Raw genomic sequence first — 19,443 nt, 5'->3', positions numbered from 1 at the left:
CGTCAGCTCCGTGCAGGATCATCGCTCATGCGGCGAGGCTCCGCGTCAACCCAGCTCAGCGCTTCGGGATGATCTTGTCTCCCGTGAGGAGCAGAAGCAGGAAGAGCTGTGCCAGCGGATCGTTCTGGGCGTGCTGCCAATCCTTGAAGGCCTGCTCGGCGCGTTCGACCGTGTTCAGGGCCCCTTGCCGCGTCAGGCGAGGCGCGCCGAGATCGTAGTCCGCCATGTGCCGCTGCTCCTGCAGATCTGCGAAGGTGGCCGCGACGTCGCGTAGCTGGGGCGAGACCAGCCTGGGCAGCTTCGACATCGAGGTTCGATCCGTCATGTCGGCCAGGGCTGGCGGCGTCCCCTTCCCCTGGAACCACTCGGCCACGCGCTTCATGGTCGTGTGATCGAACCAGCGCCGCACGCCGTGGTTCACCTCGGCGGAGACCCCGAGCAACGGATGGCCCACGAGCCGGGCGCTCGCCTCATGGATCAGGAGGTGAAACACCGCGTAGTAGGCGCTGGATACGGCGCGCCTCAGGTTACCTTGCCGGGGTCGCCGAGGGTCGTAGGTGGCGAGGTTTCGTGCCTGCTCGAGCAGCTCGTCGTGCAGCATGCCTCAGGCATCCGCGCCATGTCCGCTATCCTCGTCCTCTTCCGGCCCCTTCAGCTCGGATTCCAGGCTGAACTGGATGTACGGCCATCGCCGCACCGCGGACTGCTGGAATGTCTCGACGATCGCGTTCCGGATCGGGGCGAGCTCGCTCCAACCGTAGAGGCCTCCTCCAGGCGGATCTTTCAAGATGACCGTGACCAGCACCGAGTCCTCCCCGGTCGAGTCGACGTGGAATCTCCAGTCGTAGCGTTCGACCTGAGGCGCTGGGGGGAAACGCCGCCGCGCCTCCTCCAGGGTGCTGTTGACGAGCTGGGATTCGGCGTCCGCGGCGTGCATGCCCAGGAGGGTGCCAGACCCGCCCGCGGCGGTCCACCTGCGGCACCGGCAGACGCCAGCCGCTCCTGGCGCGAGCGGTGGCGGTCAAAAATCCACGGATTTCTGACGCCCAACGCTCCGTTCGGCCGCGCGCGCGTTCGCGCCGAGGGTCCGCAGGCCGCCCGCCGCGCTCGTGTCGGGCGGAGATCCCCGATACAGTTTGGACATGAATCCGCTCGTCCCGGACTTCATCCTCGAACAGGACGCCGAAGGGCAATACGCGGGCGCGCTCGACGCGGCGGTGCTCCACGTCTCGCTGCCGGCGGTCGTGGATCTCGCCGAGCAGATGATCGCGCACCAGGCGATCGACCCTGGGGCGCTGCGCACGCTGTTCGATCCGCTGTTCGAGGCCGTGCACCAGTCGGGCGGGTTCGTCGCGGCGTTCCCGCCGGGCGGCGGGTTCACCGCGCTGTTCCCGGACAGGCCGGGGCGCAACGTCACCCGGCTCGCCCGCAGCGCCGCCCTCGCGATACGGCGCAGCCTCCTCGAGTTCGCCGCGCGGCGCGCGCTCGGCGCCGTGGGGGCGCAGGTGCCGTTCCGGATCGGGCTCGCGTGGGGCCCGGTCCACTGGACGATCGTGCGCATCGACCGGGATCGGGCCTATTTCCTGCTCTATGGCCCCGCGATCGAGGCGTGCCAGGCGACGTACCGCGGGGTGGACGACAGCGAGCTCCACCTCGATCGCAGCTTCCGCGAGCGGCTCCCGGCCGCCGGCGCGAGGGAGAGCATCCCGGAGATCGACGAGGCGGATCTCCCCGGCGATCCCTCCTCGCCGACGGCCGCGTCGGGCGCGATGACCGCGGCGGTCGAGGCGTTCCTGCCGCCGGGCGCGGGCGAGCTCGCGCCGGAGGGCGAGCTCCGGGAGGTGACGACCGTCTCGCTCTCGTTCGATCGGGGGGCGAGCCCGACGGAGCTCATCCAGCAGCTGCACGAGATCTCGGCGATGTACGGCGCCACGTTCGCGGGCATGACGGCGACGGACCGCGGCTTCGGCGCGCAGTTCTACTTCGGCGCGCCCGTCGCGCACGAGAGCGACCACGATCGCGCGCTCGACTTCGCGCTCGAGCTGAAGAGCAACGGCCTCGGCGTGCCGCGGCTCGCGATCGGCATCACCCGCGCGCGCTGTCTCGTCGGCTTCTTCGGCGGCGAGGGCCGCCGCGAGTTCGCGTGCCTCGGCCGCGCCGTCCACCTCGCCGCGCAGATCGCGCGCAAGGCCGCGCCGTCGTCGATCTGGGCGGACGAGCGGGCCCACCTCGCGGGCGAGGCGAGCCACCAGTGGTCGACCGAGAACATCTTCCGGTTCGACGGGTTCGACCTGCCGATCCTCGTCTACTCGCTCGAGCGGCGGCGCATCGCCGTGCAGGAGGAGTTCTACGACCTCGGCCCCATCGGCCGCGAGGCCGAGCTCGAGAAGCTGACGCGCGCGCTCGAGCCCCTCTTCGCCGGGCGGACCGTCGGGGTCGTGCACATCGTCGGCGAGGCGGGCATCGGCAAGAGCTACCTGGTGCACAGCTACCGCCACAAGCGCGCGGAGCTCATGGACATGCGCCCGCTCCTCTGGATCGAGGCCCGCTGCGACCAGACGCTCCGGACCCCGCTCTACGCCTTCGAGTTCGCGCTCAAGGAGTACCTCGGGATCTCGTCGGAGATCGGCCAGCACGAGAAGCAGGCCGGGCTCGACCTCGCGCTCCAGCTCCTCCTCGAGCGGCTGTCCGACGGCTCGATCGAGGCGCGGGCGCGGATCGATCGCGCGCGCGGGGCGCTCGGGCGGCTGCTCCGGCTGCGCAAGGACGAGGCGACGAGCGCCGAGGCCGAGCGCGAGGAGGCGCTCGCCGCGCTCTCCGCGCTGCTCGTCGCGGAGAGCTCGCTGCAGCCGGTGGTGGTGCACCTCGACGACGCGCAGTGGGCCGACCCCACGTCGATCGAGGCGGTCCGCGCGATCACGGCCGCATGCCGGGACCTGCCGCTCGCGGTGATCTGCACGGCGCGGCCCGGGCCGGACGGCGCCGCGGCCTCCATCCCGCTCGACGCCGGCATCCCGTCGCAGGTGATCGAGCTCGCCCCGCTCCCGCGGGAGCGGCTGCTCGCGCTCGCGGAGCCGTTCTTCGGCGGCCCGCTCCCCACGATGCTCGAGTCCCTGATCGGGCAGACCGCGGGCGGCAACCCGTTCTTCGCGCAGGAGATCCTCGCGTACTGGCTGGAGGACGGCCGGTACGGGTCGAGCCCCGACGGCGTCCGGTCGAGCCGGTTCATGCCGCCGCGCACCGTGAACAGCCTGCTCGTGGCCCGGCTCGAGCGGCTCGAGCCGCGGACGAGGCAGACGGTCATCGCCGCGGCGGTGCTGGGGCGGGAGTTCGACACGCGGGTGCTCGCCCGGATGATCCCGGACGCCTCCGTGCTCGTGGACCACCTGCGCTTCGGCGAGGCGCAGCGGATCTGGTCGCGCATGGGCGAGCACCGCTTCGAGTTCTGCACGGTGCTGATCCGCGACGCCGCCTACGGGATGCTCCCGCAGGAGCTCGCCGAGCGGCATCACCGCCTCGCGGCCGAGGCGATCGAGGCCGTCTACGGCGACGACATCGAGGACCAGCGCCCCGCCCTCGACAGCCACCGGAGCCTCGCGGGCTGAGCCGCCGCCGGAGCCTCGCGGGCCGAACAGCCTCGCGGGCCGAGCAGCCGCCGGAGCCTCGCGAGCTGAGCGCGCCCGACCGCCGGCGCGCGCCTCGGGGCCGGCGCGCTGAACCCCCTCGACGCCGCTGGGGAAGTGCGGCAACTGTCCGCGCATGAGCACGGCCCATCCCGACCCTCGCGCGGCCGCGGCGCACGACGCGAGCGATCACCACGACTTCGACGGGGAGCCCGCCCGCGCGCTGCCGGCCGACGAGCCGCCCACCCCGAGCTGGGTCCCTGTCCTGGGGCTGGCGCTCTTCGTCGTGGCGGGCATCGCGTTCCTCGCGATGAGCAGCGATGGCGCCTCCGAGGGGCAGGCCGCCCCGGCCCGCGCCCGCGCGGCGGCGGCCGCCGAGGCCCGCCCGGCGTCGCGCCCGGCGGCGCGCCAGCCGACGGCGCCCGCCGCGCGGCGGGCGGAGGCCCAGCGCGCGGCGCCCGGCGGCACGGCGGCGCCCGCCGCGCCGGCCTCGGCGAACCTGCGCAAGCTGTCGCCCGAGGAGGTGGAGCGGGTGCGCCAGCGCATGCTCGACGCGCGGCAGCGCGCCGGCGCGCCGGCGCAGGCCCCCGCGCCGGCGAAGTGAGCGAGGCCGGCGTGGAGGGCTCGGCCGCCGCGCGGATGCGCACGGTGCTCGTGCTCGGCGCGGGCACCATGGGCCAGGGGATCGCGCAGGTCACGGCGGTCGCCGGCTACGTGACCCGGCTCCACGACGTCGACGCCGCGCGGATCAAGGCGGCGATCGAGGACATCAAGCGCACGACCGATCGCCTCGTGCAGAAGGGCAGGATGCTCAACGAGGCGCGCAGCGAGATGATCGGCATGCTGGTCGCGGCGCCGGATCTCGCGCGCGCGGCGGCCGACGTCGATCTGGTGATCGAGGCGGTGCCCGAGCAGATGGACCTCAAGGTGGAGGTGCTCGGCCGGGTGAAGGCGGCGGCGCCGGAGCGGGCGCTGTTCGGGTCGAACACGTCGAGCCTGAGCATCACGGAGCTCGGCCGCCGGCTCGGCGCGGGCGCGCGCACGGTCGGCCTGCACTTCTTCAACCCGCCGCCGGTGATGGAGCTGCTCGAGGTCGTGCAGGGCCTCGAGACGGACGAGGCGACGGTGACGGCGGCGCTCTCGGTGGCGAGGCGCCTGGGCAAGACGCCGATCGTGGTGAGCGACACGCCCGGCTTCGCGACGAGCCGCCTGGGCGTCGCGCTCGGCGCCGAGGCGATGCGGATGCTGGAGGCCGGGGTGGCGTCGGCGGTCGACATCGATCGCGCGATGGAGCTCGGGTACCGGCACCCGATGGGCCCGCTCAAGCTGACCGACCTCGTGGGGCTGGACGTGCGGCTCGCGATCCTGGAGCACCTGCACCGGGAGGTCGGGGAGCAGTTCCGGCCGCCGGTGATCCTGCGGCAGATGGTGCGCGCGGGGCGGCTCGGGAAGAAGACGGGCGAGGGGTTCTACCGGTGGACCGAGGCTGGGCCCCAGCCGGTGGGCGACGGCTTGCGCAGGGGGCGGTGAGCGCACCGGCGCGCGCGGGCAGCGGCGGGCGCAGGGGCTAGCGGTTCCGCTTGTCCTTCTTGGCGTTCTCCTCGGCCTCTTTCTGGCGCTCGGCCTCGCGCTGGACGATGCGCTCCTTGACGGCGGCGTAGTCCTTCTCGTCCTTCACCCGCCGGTCGATCTGCTTCTGCCGCTCGGTCGCGGTCCCGGGATAGCCGCCCGCCTTGGGATTGCTGGTCAGGTACGCGCCGTACGCGCCCCACGCCTCCCGCGCCGCCTGCCAGCTCTTCTGGCGCTCGCGCAGATCCGCGAGGCAAAACAGCACCTTGGCGTGGAGCTCGTCCGCGCCCTTCTTGCTGAGCGCCGTCGTCCAGGCCGCCTCCGCCTCGGCCGCGTTGCCCGACTCGAGCATCGCCTCGCCAAGGCGATAGAAGCCGAGCATCCTCGTGGGATCCTGCTTGATCGCCTCCTGGAACGCCGCGATCGCGCCAGGGATGTCGCGCGCCACGAACGACGCCTGGCCCCTCACCACGTGCTCCATGTACGGGCTGATGCCGGTCTGCCCCTCGGGATCCTTGCGCGCTGACGCGGAATCGGCAGGGGCCGGGGTGGCCTCCGGGGCCTCGGACGGTTGCTGGGCAGCGGCCGGCGCCGCGAAGACGACGGCGGCGAGGGCGAACGATGCGATGCTGGCGAGCGGGCGGTCCTGCATGCGCGCCAGCGTACCGCAGCCGCGGCGCGGAGGGGAAACGTTGCAGCGCGCGCCAGCCGCCGGCGCACGCCGGAGGCAGCCCGGTGGCGGCAGGGAGCCCCCCTCGGCCCCTGCTGCGGGAGCTCGCGACATCACGGGCGGCCGCGCGCCCCCGGCAGGGAGCGCCGCCACGCCGGTCCGTCGCGGAGGCGACCCCGAGGGGCCATGGCGTGCGCCGCTCGATGCGCCCGCGCGACACGATCCCCCGTCGCCGGGAAGGGGTGCTCCCGCATGTACGCGAGGACCTCCTCGCGGCTCGGGATCCCGGCCATGCCCACGCGCTCGACGCCGAACGAGGCCGTGACGTTGGCGAAGCGCGCCGACTGGACCGGATCGCCGGTCTCCTGGAGCCGGATCATGAACGCCGTCGCGAAGATATCGCCTGCTCCGGTGGGGTCGATCTCCTGGGCCTCACGAGGAGGGACCTTCGTCTCCACGATCGCCCCGCGGCCGAGGCGCCGATAGAGCGTGCTCCCGTCCCGGGACTCGGTGAGCACGACGAGCGGCACATGCTCGAAGAACGGCTCGAGGCGGCTCAGGTCGTGATCGATGTCCTCCTGCGACAGCACGAGCACGTCCACGAACGGGAGGACCTCGGCGACATCGTCCCATCGCTTGCTGTAGACACGCCCCGTGTCGTCCCACCGCCGCATCCACCCCTGCGGCACCGCGACGACGAGCGTCGTATCATCGAAGATGCCCGCCACGTCCGGGCCGATCTCGTTGACGAGCGGGCCCAGCAGCACCGCCCGCGGCCTGCGCAGCGGGCCGTCGATGTCGTTGGCCGTGATCGGCAGCGCCCGCGCATAGCAGGTTTGAACCCGACCCTGCTCGGTGTAGACGTTGGCGAAGGTCGTCGTGGTCGGCGACGGCAGGACCCTCACCTCCGCCTCTGCCGGGAGCCCGGACAGATCCGTCGAGGGGGCGGCGCGTGTGATGATCGTGGGGGCGCGGCCGAGCCGCACCGCCGTGACCGCCGCGAAGCTGACGGTGCCACCGAGGCGGTGATCGCTTTGCGGATCGGCGCTCGACAGATCGCAGGTGACATGCCCGATGAGCAGGATATCCGGGTGGGCCATGTCCTTCCCCCTTCGCTGTGCCTGACGAGCCGCTGCGCGCCCCGCTCCGTGGGTCGAGCCCGCTCGAGACACCGCAGCACGCCTCGCTCGCTCTCCCAGGCTCGGGCCGCTCGCAACGTCCATCCCATGGAGCCCGGAGCCGCGTTGGCCAGTCCATCGCGGGTGCTTTGGCCAGGTCCCTCCCCGGTTCCCCTGTTGCGTGAGCCCAGGGAGAGGGTGTTCGCCGCGCTACTTCCCCCGCGGCCGCCCCGCGTCCAGGGTCCACCCTGCATCCACCGACGGCCACCCGGCATCCGCGGGTGGCCACCCGGCATCCGCAGGCGGCTTTCCCGCGTCCGCAGGCGGCCTTCCCGCGTCCGCAGGCGGCCACCCGGCATCCGCGGGCGGCTTTCCCGCGTCCGCAGGCGGTCCCCCGGCATCCGCGGGCGTGCCCCCGTCGAGCGCCGCCGGGCGCCGCGCGTCGAAGGAAAGGAGCCGGCCGTCCGGCTCCGGCGGCCACAGGAAGCGCTGCTCCACGCCCGTCTTCCGGTCCACCAGCTTGGCCCAGCTCGCGCGCGGGTTGTCCGCCATCTGCACGCGCAGCCGCGTCGTCACCCCCTCGTCGAACGTCGGCCGGCGCCGCAGCACGCCGGATGACCTCTCGGGCGCGTCGCCGGTCAGCGGCACGTCGAAGCGGATCCGATCGAGCAGCTCCGTGCCCACGTAGAGCTCGATCGCGAACCGGCCCATCAGGCGCGCCGTCGCCGCAGGCCTGGCGAGCACCACGGGCCGCGCGCGCGTGATCGAGCTCTTCCCCTTCGTGTGCAGCACCTCGAAAACCCAGTGCTTCGCGCTGGGCAGCGCCGCGGGGTCCGGCGCATACCCCGCGCGGGGCGGAGGCCTCGGGGGCTCTGCCAGCGCAGCCACGCCGGCAGCGGCGAGCGCGACGCCGGTGAGGGCCGCGAGGGCGGTACGGGCAAGCGGGTGGCGCAGGGTCATCGCGAGCAAGGCTCCCTCTCGGGCGGCGAGGCCGCCTCGACAAGAGCCGCTCTTCCCACGCCGAGCCGCCGCCGTCGAGGCCTCGGCCGGGCATGCGCGCGGCTGCGCAGCCAGGCCACGGGCCTCTCGGGCCCTGCCGCACGCGGTTCTCCTCTGCGGCTCTCTAGACCCCCGCCGTCGCAGCGAGCGCCTGGTCCCACGCCGAGCCGTCGCCCCCGAGCGCCGCCCAGAGCTCGCGGAGCTCCTCCGGCACCGGCGCGACCACGGCGCGCGTCCGGCCGCGCTCGTCCGGCACCGAGACCTCCACGGCATGCAGCGCGATGCGCGCGAGCGGCAGCACGCGGCCCGTCGCGGTGGTCACCGCGCGCGCGCCCCCATGATCGCGATCGCCGAGGAGCGGCGCGCCCGCGTGCGCGGCGTGCACCCGGAGCTGGTGCATGCGCCCCGTCACCGGCTCCAGCCGCAGCAGCGTCGCCACCGCGGCCCCACCGCCCGCCGAGGCGATCGCCCGGTAACGCGTCGCCGCATCCTTCGCCCCGGCGCCGCCCACCGCGGGCAAGCTGCGCCCGCCCCGCGCCCGCGCCGCGCCGATCGGCGCGTCCCACGTGCCCGCCCCCTCGACGCGCCCCGCGGCGACGCCGACGTAGACCCGCGCGATGCGCCCGGCCTCGCGCATCGCCGCGAGGTGCCGCTGGCCCCGCGGCCCCGTCGCGCACAGCACCACCCCGCTCACGCCCACGTCGAGCCGGGAAGCCGCGTGGGGCAGCGCGGGCGAGCCGAGCAGCTCCGCGACCTCCGTGACGAGCGACCGCGTACCCCGGCGCTCCGGCTCGGTCGGCAGCGCGGCCGGCTTCGACGCGACCAGGATCTCCCCCCAGCGCGCCAGCACCTCCACGGGCGGCGCGCCCGGCGCTTCGCGCCGCGCGGGCCAGACCGCGAGCTCATCGCCTGGCGCCACCGCGTCGCCCGGCCGCGCCCGTCGTCCGTTCAGGAAGGCGCGCCCCTCCGCCGCCGCGCCCGCCATGCCCGCCGTACCCTCCGCGCCCGCCACCGACGTGGCCCTGCGCTCCAGGACATCGGCCACCGTGGGGCCGTCGCCCGGCCCGACACGCCACCGCGCAGCCGTCATTCGTCCGGCGCGACGGCCGGCGTCGCGCCCTCGACCGCGGCGCCCTGCCCGGCCCTGCCGTCCTGCCTGGCCTCGTCAACCTGCCCGGAACCGTCAACCTGCCCGGAACCGTCAGCCTCCCCGGCCCTGCCAGCCTGCCCGCTCCCATCGTCCTGCGGCGCTGGCGGCGCGGCGCGCTCCTCCAGGCGCTCGACCACGCCGCGATCACCGTCGATCCGCAGCCGGTCGCCCGTCTTGATCGCCAGCGTCACGCCGGGCACGTTCACCACCGCGGGGATGCCGTACTCCCGCGCGACGATCGACGCGTGCGACATCGGGCCGCCGAGCTCGGTCACCACGGCGGCCGCCACCAGGAACAGCGGCGACAGGCCGACGTCCGTCGTGCGCGCGACCAGGACCTCGCCCGGCTCGACCGCGTCGAGCGCCGGCGCGCCCGGCTCGATCACGCGGGCGCGCCCCTCCACGACCCCGGCGCTCGCCGGCAAGCCGAGCAGGCGCATCCCCGACGCCGGCGGCAGCACGACGGGCGGCGGCCGGCCGATGAACGTGGGCGGAGGATCGGGGCGCGCGGCGTCGCGCACGTGCTCGGCGCGGCGCAGCCGCACCACGTGGCCGAGCTCCGCGCGGCCGCTGGAGAGCGCCGACGCGAGCTCCTCGTAGGTGCAGAAGAAGACGCTGCCCGGCGCGAGCGAGGGCTCGATGCGCCGGAGCCGTCGGTCGATGTCGAGCGCCACCTTGCGCATCATGCCGAGCACGCGGGTCACCCACGTGCGCATCCGCTCGCGCAGGCGCGTGTAGCGCTGCGCCCGGCCGACCAGCACGCGCACCAGCGCGAGCTCCGCCCGCGGCACGCGCATCTCCAGCACCGCCATCTCCCGATCGGCGAGCGCGCGCGCCCGCGCCAGCGCGCGCTCGGGATCGCCGGGCGCCCCGCGCAGCGACGCCGTGAGCATCGCGATGACCGGGGACGGGTCCTCCCGCCAGCGGGGCGTCGCGAGCTCCGCCTCGCGCACGGCGCGGTCGCCGTACGCGTCGAGGAACCGCGCGAGCGCGTCGCGCGCCGGCCCCTCGGGCAGGTCGCGCGGCCACCTCACCTCGCCGGCGAGCAGCCGCTCGCGCGACACCCGGTCCTGCATCACGAGCTCGGCCACCCGCGCGAGCTCGATGCCCGGCCCCGCGCTGTCGAGCTCGCGCACGCCGCCCGCCAGCGCCTGCGCCAGGTGCTCGATGCTGGCGTCCGAGCGCCCGGCCGGCTCGTCGAGGGGCGCCTCCCCCGACGCCGACCGCGCGGACGCGCGGCGGCGCGTGACCCGCTGCAGCGCCCTGGTCAGCGCGAGGTGGCTCGCGAGCGACGCCGACGCGCAGTGCAGCATCAGCGCCCCGGTCCGCTCTAGCAGCAGGTACACGCTGCGCAGCGTCGTGCCGATGGCGTCGTCCGGCAGCAGCGTCATGTCGAGCTCCGAGAGCGCGCGCTGCGCCCAGAGCGCCTCGCCCTCGAACGCCGCGACCTCGCGCTCGAGCCGCGCCTGCCGCAGGAGGAGCCGCGGCCCCGTGAACGGCAGCCGCGCGTAGAAGCCGCGCCGCGAGACGCCCGCGCTCTGCGCCGAGAGCCGCGCGATGAGCGGCTCGCTCGCCCCGCCGCTCATGCCGAGCAGCGCCCTCGGCGACAGCCCCGGCACCTGCGCCGCGATCTGCATGAAGGCGGAGAGGTTCAGGTAGAAGCGCCCGTGCACGTTGGCCACGAGGCGCGCGCCGCGCGGCACGCGGCAGCCGAGCGCGGCGAACGCCTCGCGGAAACCGCGGTCCGAGAACGCCCGGGCCACCGACCAGGTGAGCGGCGTCGCCGCCCCGGGGAGCGCCTCGCTGACGTTGGCGCGCGACCAGATCGTCTCGGCGTCGCCCCCCTCGGGGAAGCCGCCGCCGCTCACCGGGCGCACCTGGAGCAGCCACACCCGCGGCGCGCCCGCGCCGCTGGCCGGCAACAGCGCGCCGCCCGCTGGCGAGGCCGCGCCTTCGGCCGCCGACACCGCGCCTTCGGCCCCGGACACCGCGCCTTCGGCCGCCGACACCGCGCCGCCGGCCAGGTGGCCGGAGTCGTCCCCCTCCACCGCGAACTCCACGTCGAGCGGGCCCTTGCCCCCCTGCTCGAGCCGCTCGGCGAGCTCGGCGAGCAGCCGCAGCGCGGCCTCGCTGAGCGCCGGCTGGTCGGCGCGCTGCCCGGGGACCGCGACCTCCTCGAGCCCCCGCGGGCCCACGACGAGCGCCCGCCGCTTCTGCGCGACCGCCGACGCGACGACCTGGCCGCCGGCGCGCGCGATGCGGATGGTGTCCGCCGTCACGGCGCCGTCGACGACCGGCGCGCCGAGGCCGAGCGTGGCGTTCACGAGCCGCTCGCCGGCGCGCCAGTGCTCCCCCTCGAGCCCGGGCGGGGGCGCGGTGAAGAGCACGCCCGCGGCCTCGGCGCGCACCATGACCTGCAGCACGACGCCCATCGCGATGTCGCGGACGCCGGCGCGCGCGAGGTACGCGAGCGCGCGCGGCAGGAACGCGCTCGCCCAGACCTGCCGGATCGCCGCGCCGAGCTCGTCCTCGCCGCGCGCGCCGAGCACGGACGTGGCGAGCCCCGCCATCGACATCTCGTCGGAGTCCTCGCACGTCGCGCTCGACCGCACCGCGAGCCCCCAGGGCGCCTCGGGCTCGACGGCCTGCCAGAGCGCCCGCAGCGCGGCCGAGAGCGCCTCGGGCAACGGCTCGCTCAGGATGCGATCGCGCGCCCGCGCCGCCCGGTCGACGCCCACCTTGGTGCCCGCCAGCCGGATCAGCGTCGCGACGTCGTGCCCCCTCGGCAGCTGCCGGTCCACGAGCTCGGTGAAGCACCGCGCGTCGAGCACCCAGCCGCGCGGCACCGGGAAGCCGTCGCGGAGCAGGCGGCCGAGCGAGGCCGCCTTGCCGCCGACGCGCCGCGAGCTCGTGCTCCGGCGCTGGCCGGCGCGCTCGAGCGGCTTCAGCCACTCGCGCACGGCGGGCGGGTCGGGCGCGCCGTCGGCGCGGGCGATGCGGGTCGGGTCGGCCACGTCGTTGCCGAGGAGTTAACACGGTTCGGCGGCGTGGGTCAGGGCCTTGTGACGCCCGACCCGCCGCGCTCACGGCGGGCGCAACCCCCGCTGCACGCGCTCGTGCCAGAGCACCATTTCGACGCCGCCGGGGCCGCGATTCCAGGCATAGTCGTGCGGTCCGGGCGCAATGAGCAGCTCGTGGGCCACGCCGTCTCGGCGCAGCCTGTCGCTGAGCGCCTGGATGGCGGGCAGGAACGGATCGGCCTCGCTCGACACGAGCCGCAGCGCGACCGCGCGGCGCTCCATGGCCCGGCGCGCGAGCGCGGAGAACATCTCCGCCTCGTCCGCCCGCACCGCGGGCTGGAGCGCGCCCACCGCGCCGAAGACGTCCGGGTGCGACAGGCCCACGAGCAGCGCGAGGCGGCCGCCGAGGCTCACGCCGTCGATCCCGGTCGCCTCCCGGGCCGCCTGGCAGCCGCTCTCGGCGCGCGCCCGCGGCAGGAGCCGCTCGACGACGAACCGCCCGAAGTCCGCGGCCCCCGCGACGGATCGGTCGCGGAGGTCGGGCGTGAACGGCGTCGCGATGCACAGCCCGCGGTAGGGGTGCTCCTTCAGCGAGGCGTTGAGCTGCGCGAGCCGCCCGGGCGTCACCATCTGCCCGAGATCGTCGGGCGTGAGCGGCGGCGAGAGGATCCGCGCGAGCGCCGCGTCGAGGCGATAATCGTCGCGCCACCCGCGCGCGCCGACCTCGAGGCCGCGCACCGCCTCCCCGCGCCCGTGCAGCGCGACGAGCATCGGCAGCGTCGCCGCGCCCTCGGGCGCGAGGAGCAGGGCGCGCTGCGGGCCTTCGCCCGCCGAGGCCGGCTCGAACGCGAGCTCCTTCCAGGCGGCCGCCGCGGTCGGCGGCGGACCGCTGCGCCGGCAGGCGGGCGCGGCGAGCGCGGCGAGGCCGAGCAGCGCGCGCCGGCGCGTGAGCGAGGGGGGCGCGGGGGGCGCGGGGCGCACGGGGTCAGCCGCGCTCCACCCACGAGCTCAGGAGACGGGAGAGGGCAATCATGCGAGGACGATAGAGCATGTCAGGGGCGGAGACGACGCCCTCGATGTCTATCGCAGTGAGGACGGATCGCCCGCTGGAAGGGCTGCTATCACGACCGCGGGAAGTTGCCCCGGATCAGCAGAAGAACCGCCATGGCGCCAACGACGCCAAGAAGAGAGGGGAAGGGTTGTCCCGCCATTTTCCCCTTCTACTTCCCTGGCATCTTGGCGCCCTTGGCGTCATGCCGGTTCGCCTCTCGGCCCGACTTCCCGCCGTAGCGCTATCCCCCGCTGGAAGGGCTGCTGTCACCCGCCGGAAGGGCTGAAGAGGATTGGATAGCTCACGGTCACGACGCCGGCGTCCGGCGGGGGGAACGACAGCCCGTAGAACGCTCGCACCACGCAGGCGACAATGCCGCTGTCCGGCAGGTCGGAGCCGCCGTTCTGGACGCTCGACACCGCACCGTCACGGCCGATCACGAACGCGACCGAGACGCGTCCGGTAAGGTTCGGGCTGCTGCGCAGCCCGCTCTCGTAGCAGAGCCGGAAGCGACCGAAGTTCTGGCGCACGATGCGCTGGATGACCTCGGGCGGGAGCCGGCCCGACACCGAAGGCGACCCGACCCGCATGCGCGGGGCGCTCGGCTTGTGGCCGGGGCCGCCGACGAAGCCCGATCCGCCGTGGCCAGGGCCGAACCCCTGCCCGTCGCCGAGGCCGTTGCCGCGGCCGATGGTGCCGATCGCCCCCATACCGACGCCCAGGAAGCGGCCGCCGCCGCCCTCGCCGATGCCGGTCAGCCCGAGCCCGCCCGCGCCGCCCGACTCGCCGAGGGTCGCGTCCCACAGGGTGCCGAGCGCGCTCTTCGAGCCGTTGCCGAGCGTGTCGACGCCGCTCCAGGGCGCCGTGAGCGCGTTCGGATCGCCGCCCATGCCCGCCTGGAGCACGCCGATCATGCCGAAGCGCGCCGCATCCTCCAGCGCCTGCGCCCGCGAGATCCGCACGTCGCGGTTGTCCTTCGGCCCCTCGATCTCCCAGCGTCCGCCGGTCTTCTGGCTGGTCGTGCTCCCGGCCTTGCCCGACTCGCCCACCGCCGCCGCGCCCGTGCCGCCTTCCCGCTCGCCCGGGCGGCTCGCCTCCGTTTCCTGCTTCGCCTCGGGCAGCTCCCTCTCCGCGAGGGCCTCGAGCGCCTGCGCCATCAGGTAGGCCTGCTCCGAGGTCACGCCGCCCTCGTCGGCCATCGCCATCGGCGGCATCAGCGCGGCCATGGTCGCGAGCAGGCCGACGTGGAGCGCCGTCGAGAGCGCGGCGAACGGCAGGCTGCGCCGGTCGACGCTCACGTTGCCCGCGACGCGCCGGCCCGCCCTGCCGACCGCCACCTCGACCTCGAAGTCGCCGAGCTCGAGCGTCGCGCGCGCGCCGAGCGGGAGCTCGATCTGCCGCGCCCCGGCGAGCTCCGCGCAGGGCACGGCGCGCCCCGACGAGATCGCCTGCGCGATCGTCATCCTGCAGTTGCCGATCTGGATCGAGCCCGACGCGCCCTCCGGGATGACCGCGCTCACCTCGCCGCCGTCCCCGACGAGCACGAGCGGCGCCCTCGCCGCGCCGAGCCGCGCGGCCGGCACGAAGACGTCGCACGCGCCGGCCGGGGCGTCGTCCTCGCCCACATAGAAGGCGCGCGGCGGGGTCAGGTGCGCGAGGTGAAGCAGGCTGTTGCCCCACCGGACGAGCACCTCGACGGACATCGCGTCGGTCTCGCACTCCTCGACGGGCACGTCGGGCGCGCTCTTGACCAGCGCGTAGGTGTACGAGCCCTCCGGCGCGTCCTCGGGCACCCCGGGGTCGCAGGCCGGATACGGGCTGAAGGGCAGGTTGCCAAGAAACGGATTCGAGGATGCCATGCTCGGAGCCACCTTGAACGTGTCCATCTGAGACCAGCCCTTTCCCTGCTCGCGCGCGAGCGGCCTGAATGGAGCGAGCGCTCGAGAGCCCGCGGCCGCCCGCGCTCCCGGCGCACACGCGGCGAGCACCGCCGCGCTCTGTGCGCGCGGAGCCTCGCGTCCACGCCCGGGATCGACAGCGCGACCCGCCCCAGGTTCCGCACCCGGGCCGCGATTTTCGGCGGGAGCTCCGGCGCGCAGGGCGACGTCCCCCCGCGCTCGAGCAGGAGAGAGGGCGCAGGCGCGGAGCACCCGTGAAACCGGATCGCAACGTTCTGGCGTCCCCTGGTTCACGGCGCGGAACCGCTCCGGAGATGCGGCCAGAGGACTCCGCTTCAGCACAGCAAGATATCGACCACGCATAGCGCAGGACGAAGCGATCTGCGCGGCGAATTCGTCACACTGCAATCGGCCTGGACACAGGGGTTGGGGTAGCCGTGCGACCATCCTCGGGCATATAGTGACGACATGGCTGCAACCAGGAGCAGCGGTCATGACCCGCTCATCGGCGCGACGCTCGCCGGCCGATATCGGATTATCTCGCTGATCGCGCGCGGAGGTATGGGCAAGGTCTACAGGGCAGAGCAATCCGCGCTGGGCAGACTCTGCGCTCTCAAGCTCCTGTGTCCCGACGAGCGCCGCGAGCAGGATCCGGAGTTCTTCCGGCGTTTCTCTCGCGAGGCGGCGACCGCGGCGCGGCTCACCCACCCGAACTCGGTCACCGTCTTCGATTATGGCAGGGACGGTCCACTCGGTATCTACTTCATCGCCATGGAGTACATCGCCGGGCGCACGCTCCACCGGGTGCTCCATGACGAGGGCCCGCTCACCGAGGCGCGCGCGAGCCGGATCGCGCGGCAGATCTGCCGCTCCCTGGCCGAGGCGCACGGCCTCGACCTCGTGCACCGGGATCTCAAGCCGAGCAATGTGCTCCTCGTCGACCGGGGTGACGAGGAGGATTTCGTCAAGGTGCTCGACTTCGGCCTGGTCAAAGACATCTCCGGGCAAGAGGACGACCTGACCCAGAAGGGCCTGTTCATCGGGTCTCCCAAGTACGCCGCGCCGGAGCAGGCGATGGGCAACGAGCTCTCGCCGCGCGCAGACATCTATGCGCTCGGCGTCCTGCTCTACGAGATGCTCTGCGGCGAGGTGCCGTTCGACAGGAAGACGCCCACCGCGACCCTCATGGCCCACGTGAGCGAGCCGCCGCCGCCGCTCGCCGGCCGCGCTCCGGGCGTGCTCGTGTCACCGGCGATGGAGGCGATCGTGATGCGGTGTCTCGAGAAGAGCCCGGACAGGCGCTTTCAGTCGATGCGGGAGTGCCTCACCGCGCTCAAGCGCGCGGCGGGCGAGCCGATCGAGGTCGCGCGCGCGGCAGGCGAGCCGATCGAGGTCGCGCGCGCAGCAGACGAGCCGATCGAGGTCGCGCGCGCGGCAGACGAGCCGATCGAGGTCGCGCGCGCGTCGATCTTCGACCTCCTGCCCACACCGCAGCCCTGCGGCGCGCCGGCTTCCGTCCCGCCGGGCTCCTCCGGGATGCGCCTCTCTGCCCTCGCGACGCCGCTGAACGAGTCGGGTGCGTCGCCCCAGCCAACGACGCTCGACTCGCTCGCTCCTCCCCTTTTCCCTCCGACCCTGGGCGGCGCTGTCTCCCCTCCCCGCCACCGGCCCTTGTCTCTCTACATCGTGATCGTGGCGGTCGCCGCGGCGGTCGTCGGCGGCGGCCTCGTGCTGACGCTCGGCGGGCGCGCGCGCGGACCGGACGTCGCGAGCGCCCCCGCGCACGGCAGGTCCGACCTCGTGGCGAGCGCCGCGCCCGCCCGGCCGCGAGCGCCCGGCCCGGCCGAGTTCAGGATCGTGAGGATCGAGAGCGCTCCGCCGGGCGCTCGTGTCGCCGATCGCGGCACGGAGGTCTGCCTGGCGACGCCGTGCCGCCTCGTCCTGCAGGGCGCCGACGGACGGGCCGAGCACCGGCTCGAGCTGACCAAGCCCGGCTTCAACCCGACGCTGCTGGTCGTGCGCCCCGAGGACGAGATCGCCTCGGCGAAGCTCGAGGCCCTCCCGGCCGCGGCCGCGCAGCGCGCCGCGCGGAGGGGGAAGTGCGCGCACGGCGCGTGGTGACGACGGCCGGCGCGTCGCGCGTCGCCGTGGACGAGGTGGACGCGCGGCCGCCGTGGATCCATGGAAGGGGCCTCATGAGAACCGCGGACCTGCTGCTCGCAGCCACGACCGTGTCGCTCGCCGCGGGTTGCCGGGGCGGCGCCGGCAGCGAGCCCGCCCAGCCCATCCCGCACGTCACGCCGATCGACACGCGCGCCCCCGAGCCGGTCGCGGACGACGTGCCGCTCACGCCGCGGCCGCCGAAGCAGGTGGACGCGGCGGGCGCGGACACGTTCGAGGGCACCGCGGGTGTCACCGACAAGCCGCGCCCGGACGCGAAGCCCTCGGTCTTGCGCGATGTCCGGGCGGCCGGGCACGAGCACTACGACCGCGTCGTCTTCGAGTTCGAGGGGGACGCGCTCCCTGGCTACCATGTCGAGTACGTCGACCGGCCGGTGCGGCAGTGCGGCTCGGGCGAGGTGACCGAGGTCGCCGGCGACGGCTGGCTCGCGGTGCGCATGACCCCCGCCGCGGCGCACACGGAGGCCGGGCGAGCGACGATCCCGTTCCGCGAGCGCAAGCTCTCGCTCGGCGTGATCGAGGAGCTCGAGCGCACGTGCGACTTCGAGGGTGAGGTGACGTGGGTCGTCGGCGTCTCGTCGCCGAACAGGTACCGCGTGCTCGAGCTGACCCGGCCCGCGCGGCTCGTGATCGACGTGAAGCGCTGACGGCCCGCCGGGCGGGCTCCGGCGCATCGCCAGCGCGCCGCGTCCAGGTGGGCGAGGCCACGGCGCGCGCGCCGCCGCTCAGCCGCCGAGCCCCGGCCCGGCCTCGCCGGGACGCACGGGCCTGTGGCGCTCCGGCAACGATGCGTCCGCTGCCCTGGGCGGGGGCAACCGCCTCGCGGGCACCGTGATGTGGTGCAACGCCTGCGGGGCGGCCGGCCCGCCTCGCCGCGGGATGTTGTAGACGCGCCGCGCCTGGATCAACGAGGATCGCAGCCCGTTGGCCCGCTTGATCGCCTCCACGGTGGTGCCGTACCGCCGGGCGAGCCAGCCCAGGGTCTGCCCCTTCTTCACCCGGTGACGCACGTAGTAGGTCCTCGGCTTGATCGCTTTGTGCTTCACGAGCAGCGGATACGCGCGCGCGGCCGATTCCTGCGCGATGGGGTTGTAGAACCGGATGTGGATGTGGCTCGCATGCCCCCGGGCATGACGGATGAGCGGGCGCGGCTTCCTCGACCCGAACTGGAAGATGTCGTCGAGCCAGGCCTTGTCCTCGCCGATCTTGAGCGCGTGCTCCTTGAGCAGCCGCTGCACGCTGCTGTCGATGAGGATGAGCTCCACGTCGGTCTCGGTGATGAGCGCCCGGACGAACGCCCAGGTGCGCTCCCGGTCGAGGTTCGCGGCCGTGGCCCGCTGGTACCAGCGGTGCTGCGCGTCGAGGAAATAGCTGATGTCGACGTCGCGGCCGGCCTGATGGCTCTTGTGCGGGGAGAGATAGCCCCCGTCCCGCGCGCTGATGTGGCCGATGTAGAGCTTCGGGCTGCCCGGGAATTGCCGGTGCACCTCCGCGATCGCCCGCTCCAGCGCGTCGACCGTCTCGCGCGTCCCCCAGGCGTGGTTCGGATCGACGAGCTCCCACCGCTCGCCCTCGGGCATCCGGATCGCGTTGAACAGCGCGCCCGCGTTGGTGGGGCCCACCGACATCGGCCCGAGCGCCGCCGGATCCTTGAGGAGCAGCTCCTCGATCTGGGCCTCGGTCATCGCCGCGAGCGGCGAGCGCGCCGCCGTGCCGGCGCCCGGCTCTGCCGGCAGCTCCGGGCCGTCATCGACCTCGTCGTCCTCCTCCTCGGCCTCGTGGACGCCCGCGGCGTCCTCCTCCGGAGCCCCGGGCGCGGCCGCCGGCGCGGCGCCGCGCTGCTCCACGGAGACCGAGGCGGCGGCGCGCAGCAGGCCTTCCTTGGCTCGCGCCGCCTCCGGCGCCTTGGCGACACAGCCTGCGAAGACGAGGGCGCAGATGACGGAAACGAAGCTGCTGCGGCCCATCGGGCGCGCACTATACCGACCCGCGGATGTCGCGCCAACCGCGGCCCCGCGGACGCCCGCGCGCCTCAGGACACCTGTTCAGCGCCGGGACGCCCGGCGCGGCCGCGCTCCGGCCGGCAACGCAGGTGCGCTCCGGCCGGCGACGCGGCTGCGCTCCGGCCGGCAACGCGGGTAGAAGACGCTGCCCCTCGCCGCGC

The 19,443-nt window shown here is 74.6% G+C and carries 15 protein-coding genes; 5 read left to right on the top strand and 10 right to left on the bottom strand.

Going from position 1 to position 19,443, the window contains the following annotated elements:
• Positions 1–55 precede the first annotated feature (55 nt).
• Positions 56–601, bottom strand: coding sequence for a hypothetical protein (locus WMF31_RS01885; protein WP_436600298.1), 546 nt, complete (start codon positions 599–601; stop codon positions 56–58).
• Positions 602–604: 3 nt separating this feature from the next.
• Entirely contained in the window at positions 605–937 is a 333-nt protein-coding gene (locus tag WMF31_RS01880) for a hypothetical protein (protein WP_436600297.1), read from the bottom strand.
• A gap of 205 nt (positions 938–1,142) precedes the next feature.
• On the opposite strand from WMF31_RS01880, the gene WMF31_RS01875 reads away from it, so the two are divergent.
• From WMF31_RS01875 to WMF31_RS01865, 3 genes are all read left to right on the top strand, one after another.
• On the top strand, positions 1,143–3,605 hold the full coding sequence (locus WMF31_RS01875) for an AAA family ATPase (protein WP_436600296.1): 2,463 nt from the start codon (positions 1,143–1,145) through the stop codon (positions 3,603–3,605).
• Between the two features lie 154 nt (positions 3,606–3,759).
• Positions 3,760–4,227, top strand: coding sequence for a hypothetical protein (locus WMF31_RS01870; protein ID WP_436600295.1), 468 nt, complete (start codon positions 3,760–3,762; stop codon positions 4,225–4,227).
• Between the two features lie 35 nt (positions 4,228–4,262).
• The gene (locus tag WMF31_RS01865; protein ID WP_436606506.1) at positions 4,263–5,153 is read left to right on the top strand and encodes a 3-hydroxyacyl-CoA dehydrogenase family protein; all 891 of its coding nucleotides are present in this window, start codon (positions 4,263–4,265) and stop codon (positions 5,151–5,153) included.
• A 37-nt stretch (positions 5,154–5,190) separates the two neighbouring features.
• Here the strand turns inward: WMF31_RS01865 and WMF31_RS01860 are convergent, their stop codons facing one another.
• The 7 genes from WMF31_RS01860 to WMF31_RS01830 all read right to left on the bottom strand — a co-directional run bounded on the left by WMF31_RS01860 (position 5,191) and on the right by WMF31_RS01830 (position 15,059).
• Positions 5,191–5,844 carry a hypothetical protein gene (locus tag WMF31_RS01860; RefSeq protein WP_436600294.1) on the bottom strand — a complete coding sequence of 218 codons (654 nt, stop codon included), beginning with the start codon at positions 5,842–5,844 and terminating at the stop codon, positions 5,191–5,193.
• A gap of 131 nt (positions 5,845–5,975) precedes the next feature.
• Complete coding sequence (locus WMF31_RS01855; RefSeq protein ID WP_436600293.1) at positions 5,976–6,962, bottom strand: PfkB family carbohydrate kinase; 987 nt, start codon at positions 6,960–6,962, stop codon at positions 5,976–5,978.
• A gap of 228 nt (positions 6,963–7,190) precedes the next feature.
• Positions 7,191–7,940 (bottom strand): hypothetical protein, encoded by a 750-nt coding sequence (locus WMF31_RS01850; RefSeq protein WP_436600292.1) that lies wholly within the window; start codon positions 7,938–7,940, stop codon positions 7,191–7,193.
• A 163-nt stretch (positions 7,941–8,103) separates the two neighbouring features.
• Positions 8,104–9,069 carry an RluA family pseudouridine synthase gene (locus WMF31_RS01845; RefSeq protein WP_436600291.1) on the bottom strand — a complete coding sequence of 322 codons (966 nt, stop codon included), beginning with the start codon at positions 9,067–9,069 and terminating at the stop codon, positions 8,104–8,106.
• Positions 9,066–12,143, bottom strand: coding sequence for a PEP/pyruvate-binding domain-containing protein (locus WMF31_RS01840; protein ID WP_436600290.1), 3,078 nt, complete (start codon positions 12,141–12,143; stop codon positions 9,066–9,068). Before WMF31_RS01840 ends, WMF31_RS01845 begins: the two co-directional genes overlap by 4 nt.
• Positions 12,144–12,212: 69 nt before the next feature.
• A complete protein-coding gene (locus WMF31_RS01835) occupies positions 12,213–13,130 on the bottom strand; it encodes an alpha/beta hydrolase (protein ID WP_436600289.1) in 918 nt (305 codons plus the stop codon).
• Positions 13,131–13,466: 336 nt separating this feature from the next.
• Positions 13,467–15,059 (bottom strand): AgmX/PglI C-terminal domain-containing protein, encoded by a 1,593-nt coding sequence (locus tag WMF31_RS01830; protein ID WP_436600288.1) that lies wholly within the window; start codon positions 15,057–15,059, stop codon positions 13,467–13,469.
• 507 nt (positions 15,060–15,566) lie between these two features.
• Between WMF31_RS01830 and WMF31_RS01825 the strand changes: the two genes are divergently transcribed.
• Both WMF31_RS01825 and WMF31_RS01820 read left to right on the top strand, forming a co-directional pair.
• Positions 15,567–17,219 carry a serine/threonine-protein kinase gene (locus WMF31_RS01825; protein WP_436600287.1) on the top strand — a complete coding sequence of 551 codons (1,653 nt, stop codon included), beginning with the start codon at positions 15,567–15,569 and terminating at the stop codon, positions 17,217–17,219.
• Positions 17,220–17,293: 74 nt separating this feature from the next.
• Entirely contained in the window at positions 17,294–17,926 is a 633-nt protein-coding gene (locus WMF31_RS01820; protein WP_436600286.1) for an AMIN-like domain-containing (lipo)protein, read from the top strand.
• Positions 17,927–18,004: 78 nt separating this feature from the next.
• Here WMF31_RS01820 and WMF31_RS01815 read toward each other — a convergent pair whose 3' ends face one another.
• Positions 18,005–19,246 carry a LysM peptidoglycan-binding domain-containing protein gene (locus WMF31_RS01815; protein WP_436600285.1) on the bottom strand — a complete coding sequence of 414 codons (1,242 nt, stop codon included), beginning with the start codon at positions 19,244–19,246 and terminating at the stop codon, positions 18,005–18,007.
• Positions 19,247–19,443: the final 197 nt, after the last annotated feature.

It is taken from the genome of Sorangium sp. So ce1036, assembly GCF_051369805.1.
Taxonomy (GTDB): Bacteria; Myxococcota_A; Polyangia; order Polyangiales; family Polyangiaceae; genus Sorangium; species Sorangium cellulosum_F.
The sequence above is the reverse complement of the archived record's forward strand: the minus strand, read 5'-3'. Positions and strand labels throughout refer to the sequence as shown.

What these genes read in the sequence shown, in the direction of transcription:
- WMF31_RS01860 (WP_436600294.1), bottom strand. Translation starts at nt 5,844, where the DNA reads ATGCAGGACCGCCCGCTCGCCAGCATCGCATCGTTCGCCCTCGCCGCC.
- WMF31_RS01870 (WP_436600295.1), top strand. Translation starts at nt 3,760, where the DNA reads ATGAGCACGGCCCATCCCGACCCTCGCGCGGCCGCGGCGCACGACGCG.
- WMF31_RS01865 (WP_436606506.1), top strand. Translation starts at nt 4,263, where the DNA reads ATGCGCACGGTGCTCGTGCTCGGCGCGGGCACCATGGGCCAGGGGATC.
- WMF31_RS01875 (WP_436600296.1), top strand. Translation starts at nt 1,143, where the DNA reads ATGAATCCGCTCGTCCCGGACTTCATCCTCGAACAGGACGCCGAAGGG.
- WMF31_RS01885 (WP_436600298.1), bottom strand. Translation starts at nt 601, where the DNA reads ATGCTGCACGACGAGCTGCTCGAGCAGGCACGAAACCTCGCCACCTAC.
- WMF31_RS01855 (WP_436600293.1), bottom strand. Translation starts at nt 6,962, where the DNA reads ATGGCCCACCCGGATATCCTGCTCATCGGGCATGTCACCTGCGATCTG.
- WMF31_RS01820 (WP_436600286.1), top strand. Translation starts at nt 17,294, where the DNA reads ATGAGAACCGCGGACCTGCTGCTCGCAGCCACGACCGTGTCGCTCGCC.
- WMF31_RS01815 (WP_436600285.1), bottom strand. Translation starts at nt 19,246, where the DNA reads ATGGGCCGCAGCAGCTTCGTTTCCGTCATCTGCGCCCTCGTCTTCGCA.
- WMF31_RS01825 (WP_436600287.1), top strand. Translation starts at nt 15,567, where the DNA reads ATGGCTGCAACCAGGAGCAGCGGTCATGACCCGCTCATCGGCGCGACG.
- WMF31_RS01845 (WP_436600291.1), bottom strand. Translation starts at nt 9,069, where the DNA reads ATGACGGCTGCGCGGTGGCGTGTCGGGCCGGGCGACGGCCCCACGGTG.
- WMF31_RS01830 (WP_436600288.1), bottom strand. Translation starts at nt 15,059, where the DNA reads ATGGCATCCTCGAATCCGTTTCTTGGCAACCTGCCCTTCAGCCCGTAT.
- WMF31_RS01880 (WP_436600297.1), bottom strand. Translation starts at nt 937, where the DNA reads ATGCACGCCGCGGACGCCGAATCCCAGCTCGTCAACAGCACCCTGGAG.
- WMF31_RS01850 (WP_436600292.1), bottom strand. Translation starts at nt 7,940, where the DNA reads ATGACCCTGCGCCACCCGCTTGCCCGTACCGCCCTCGCGGCCCTCACC.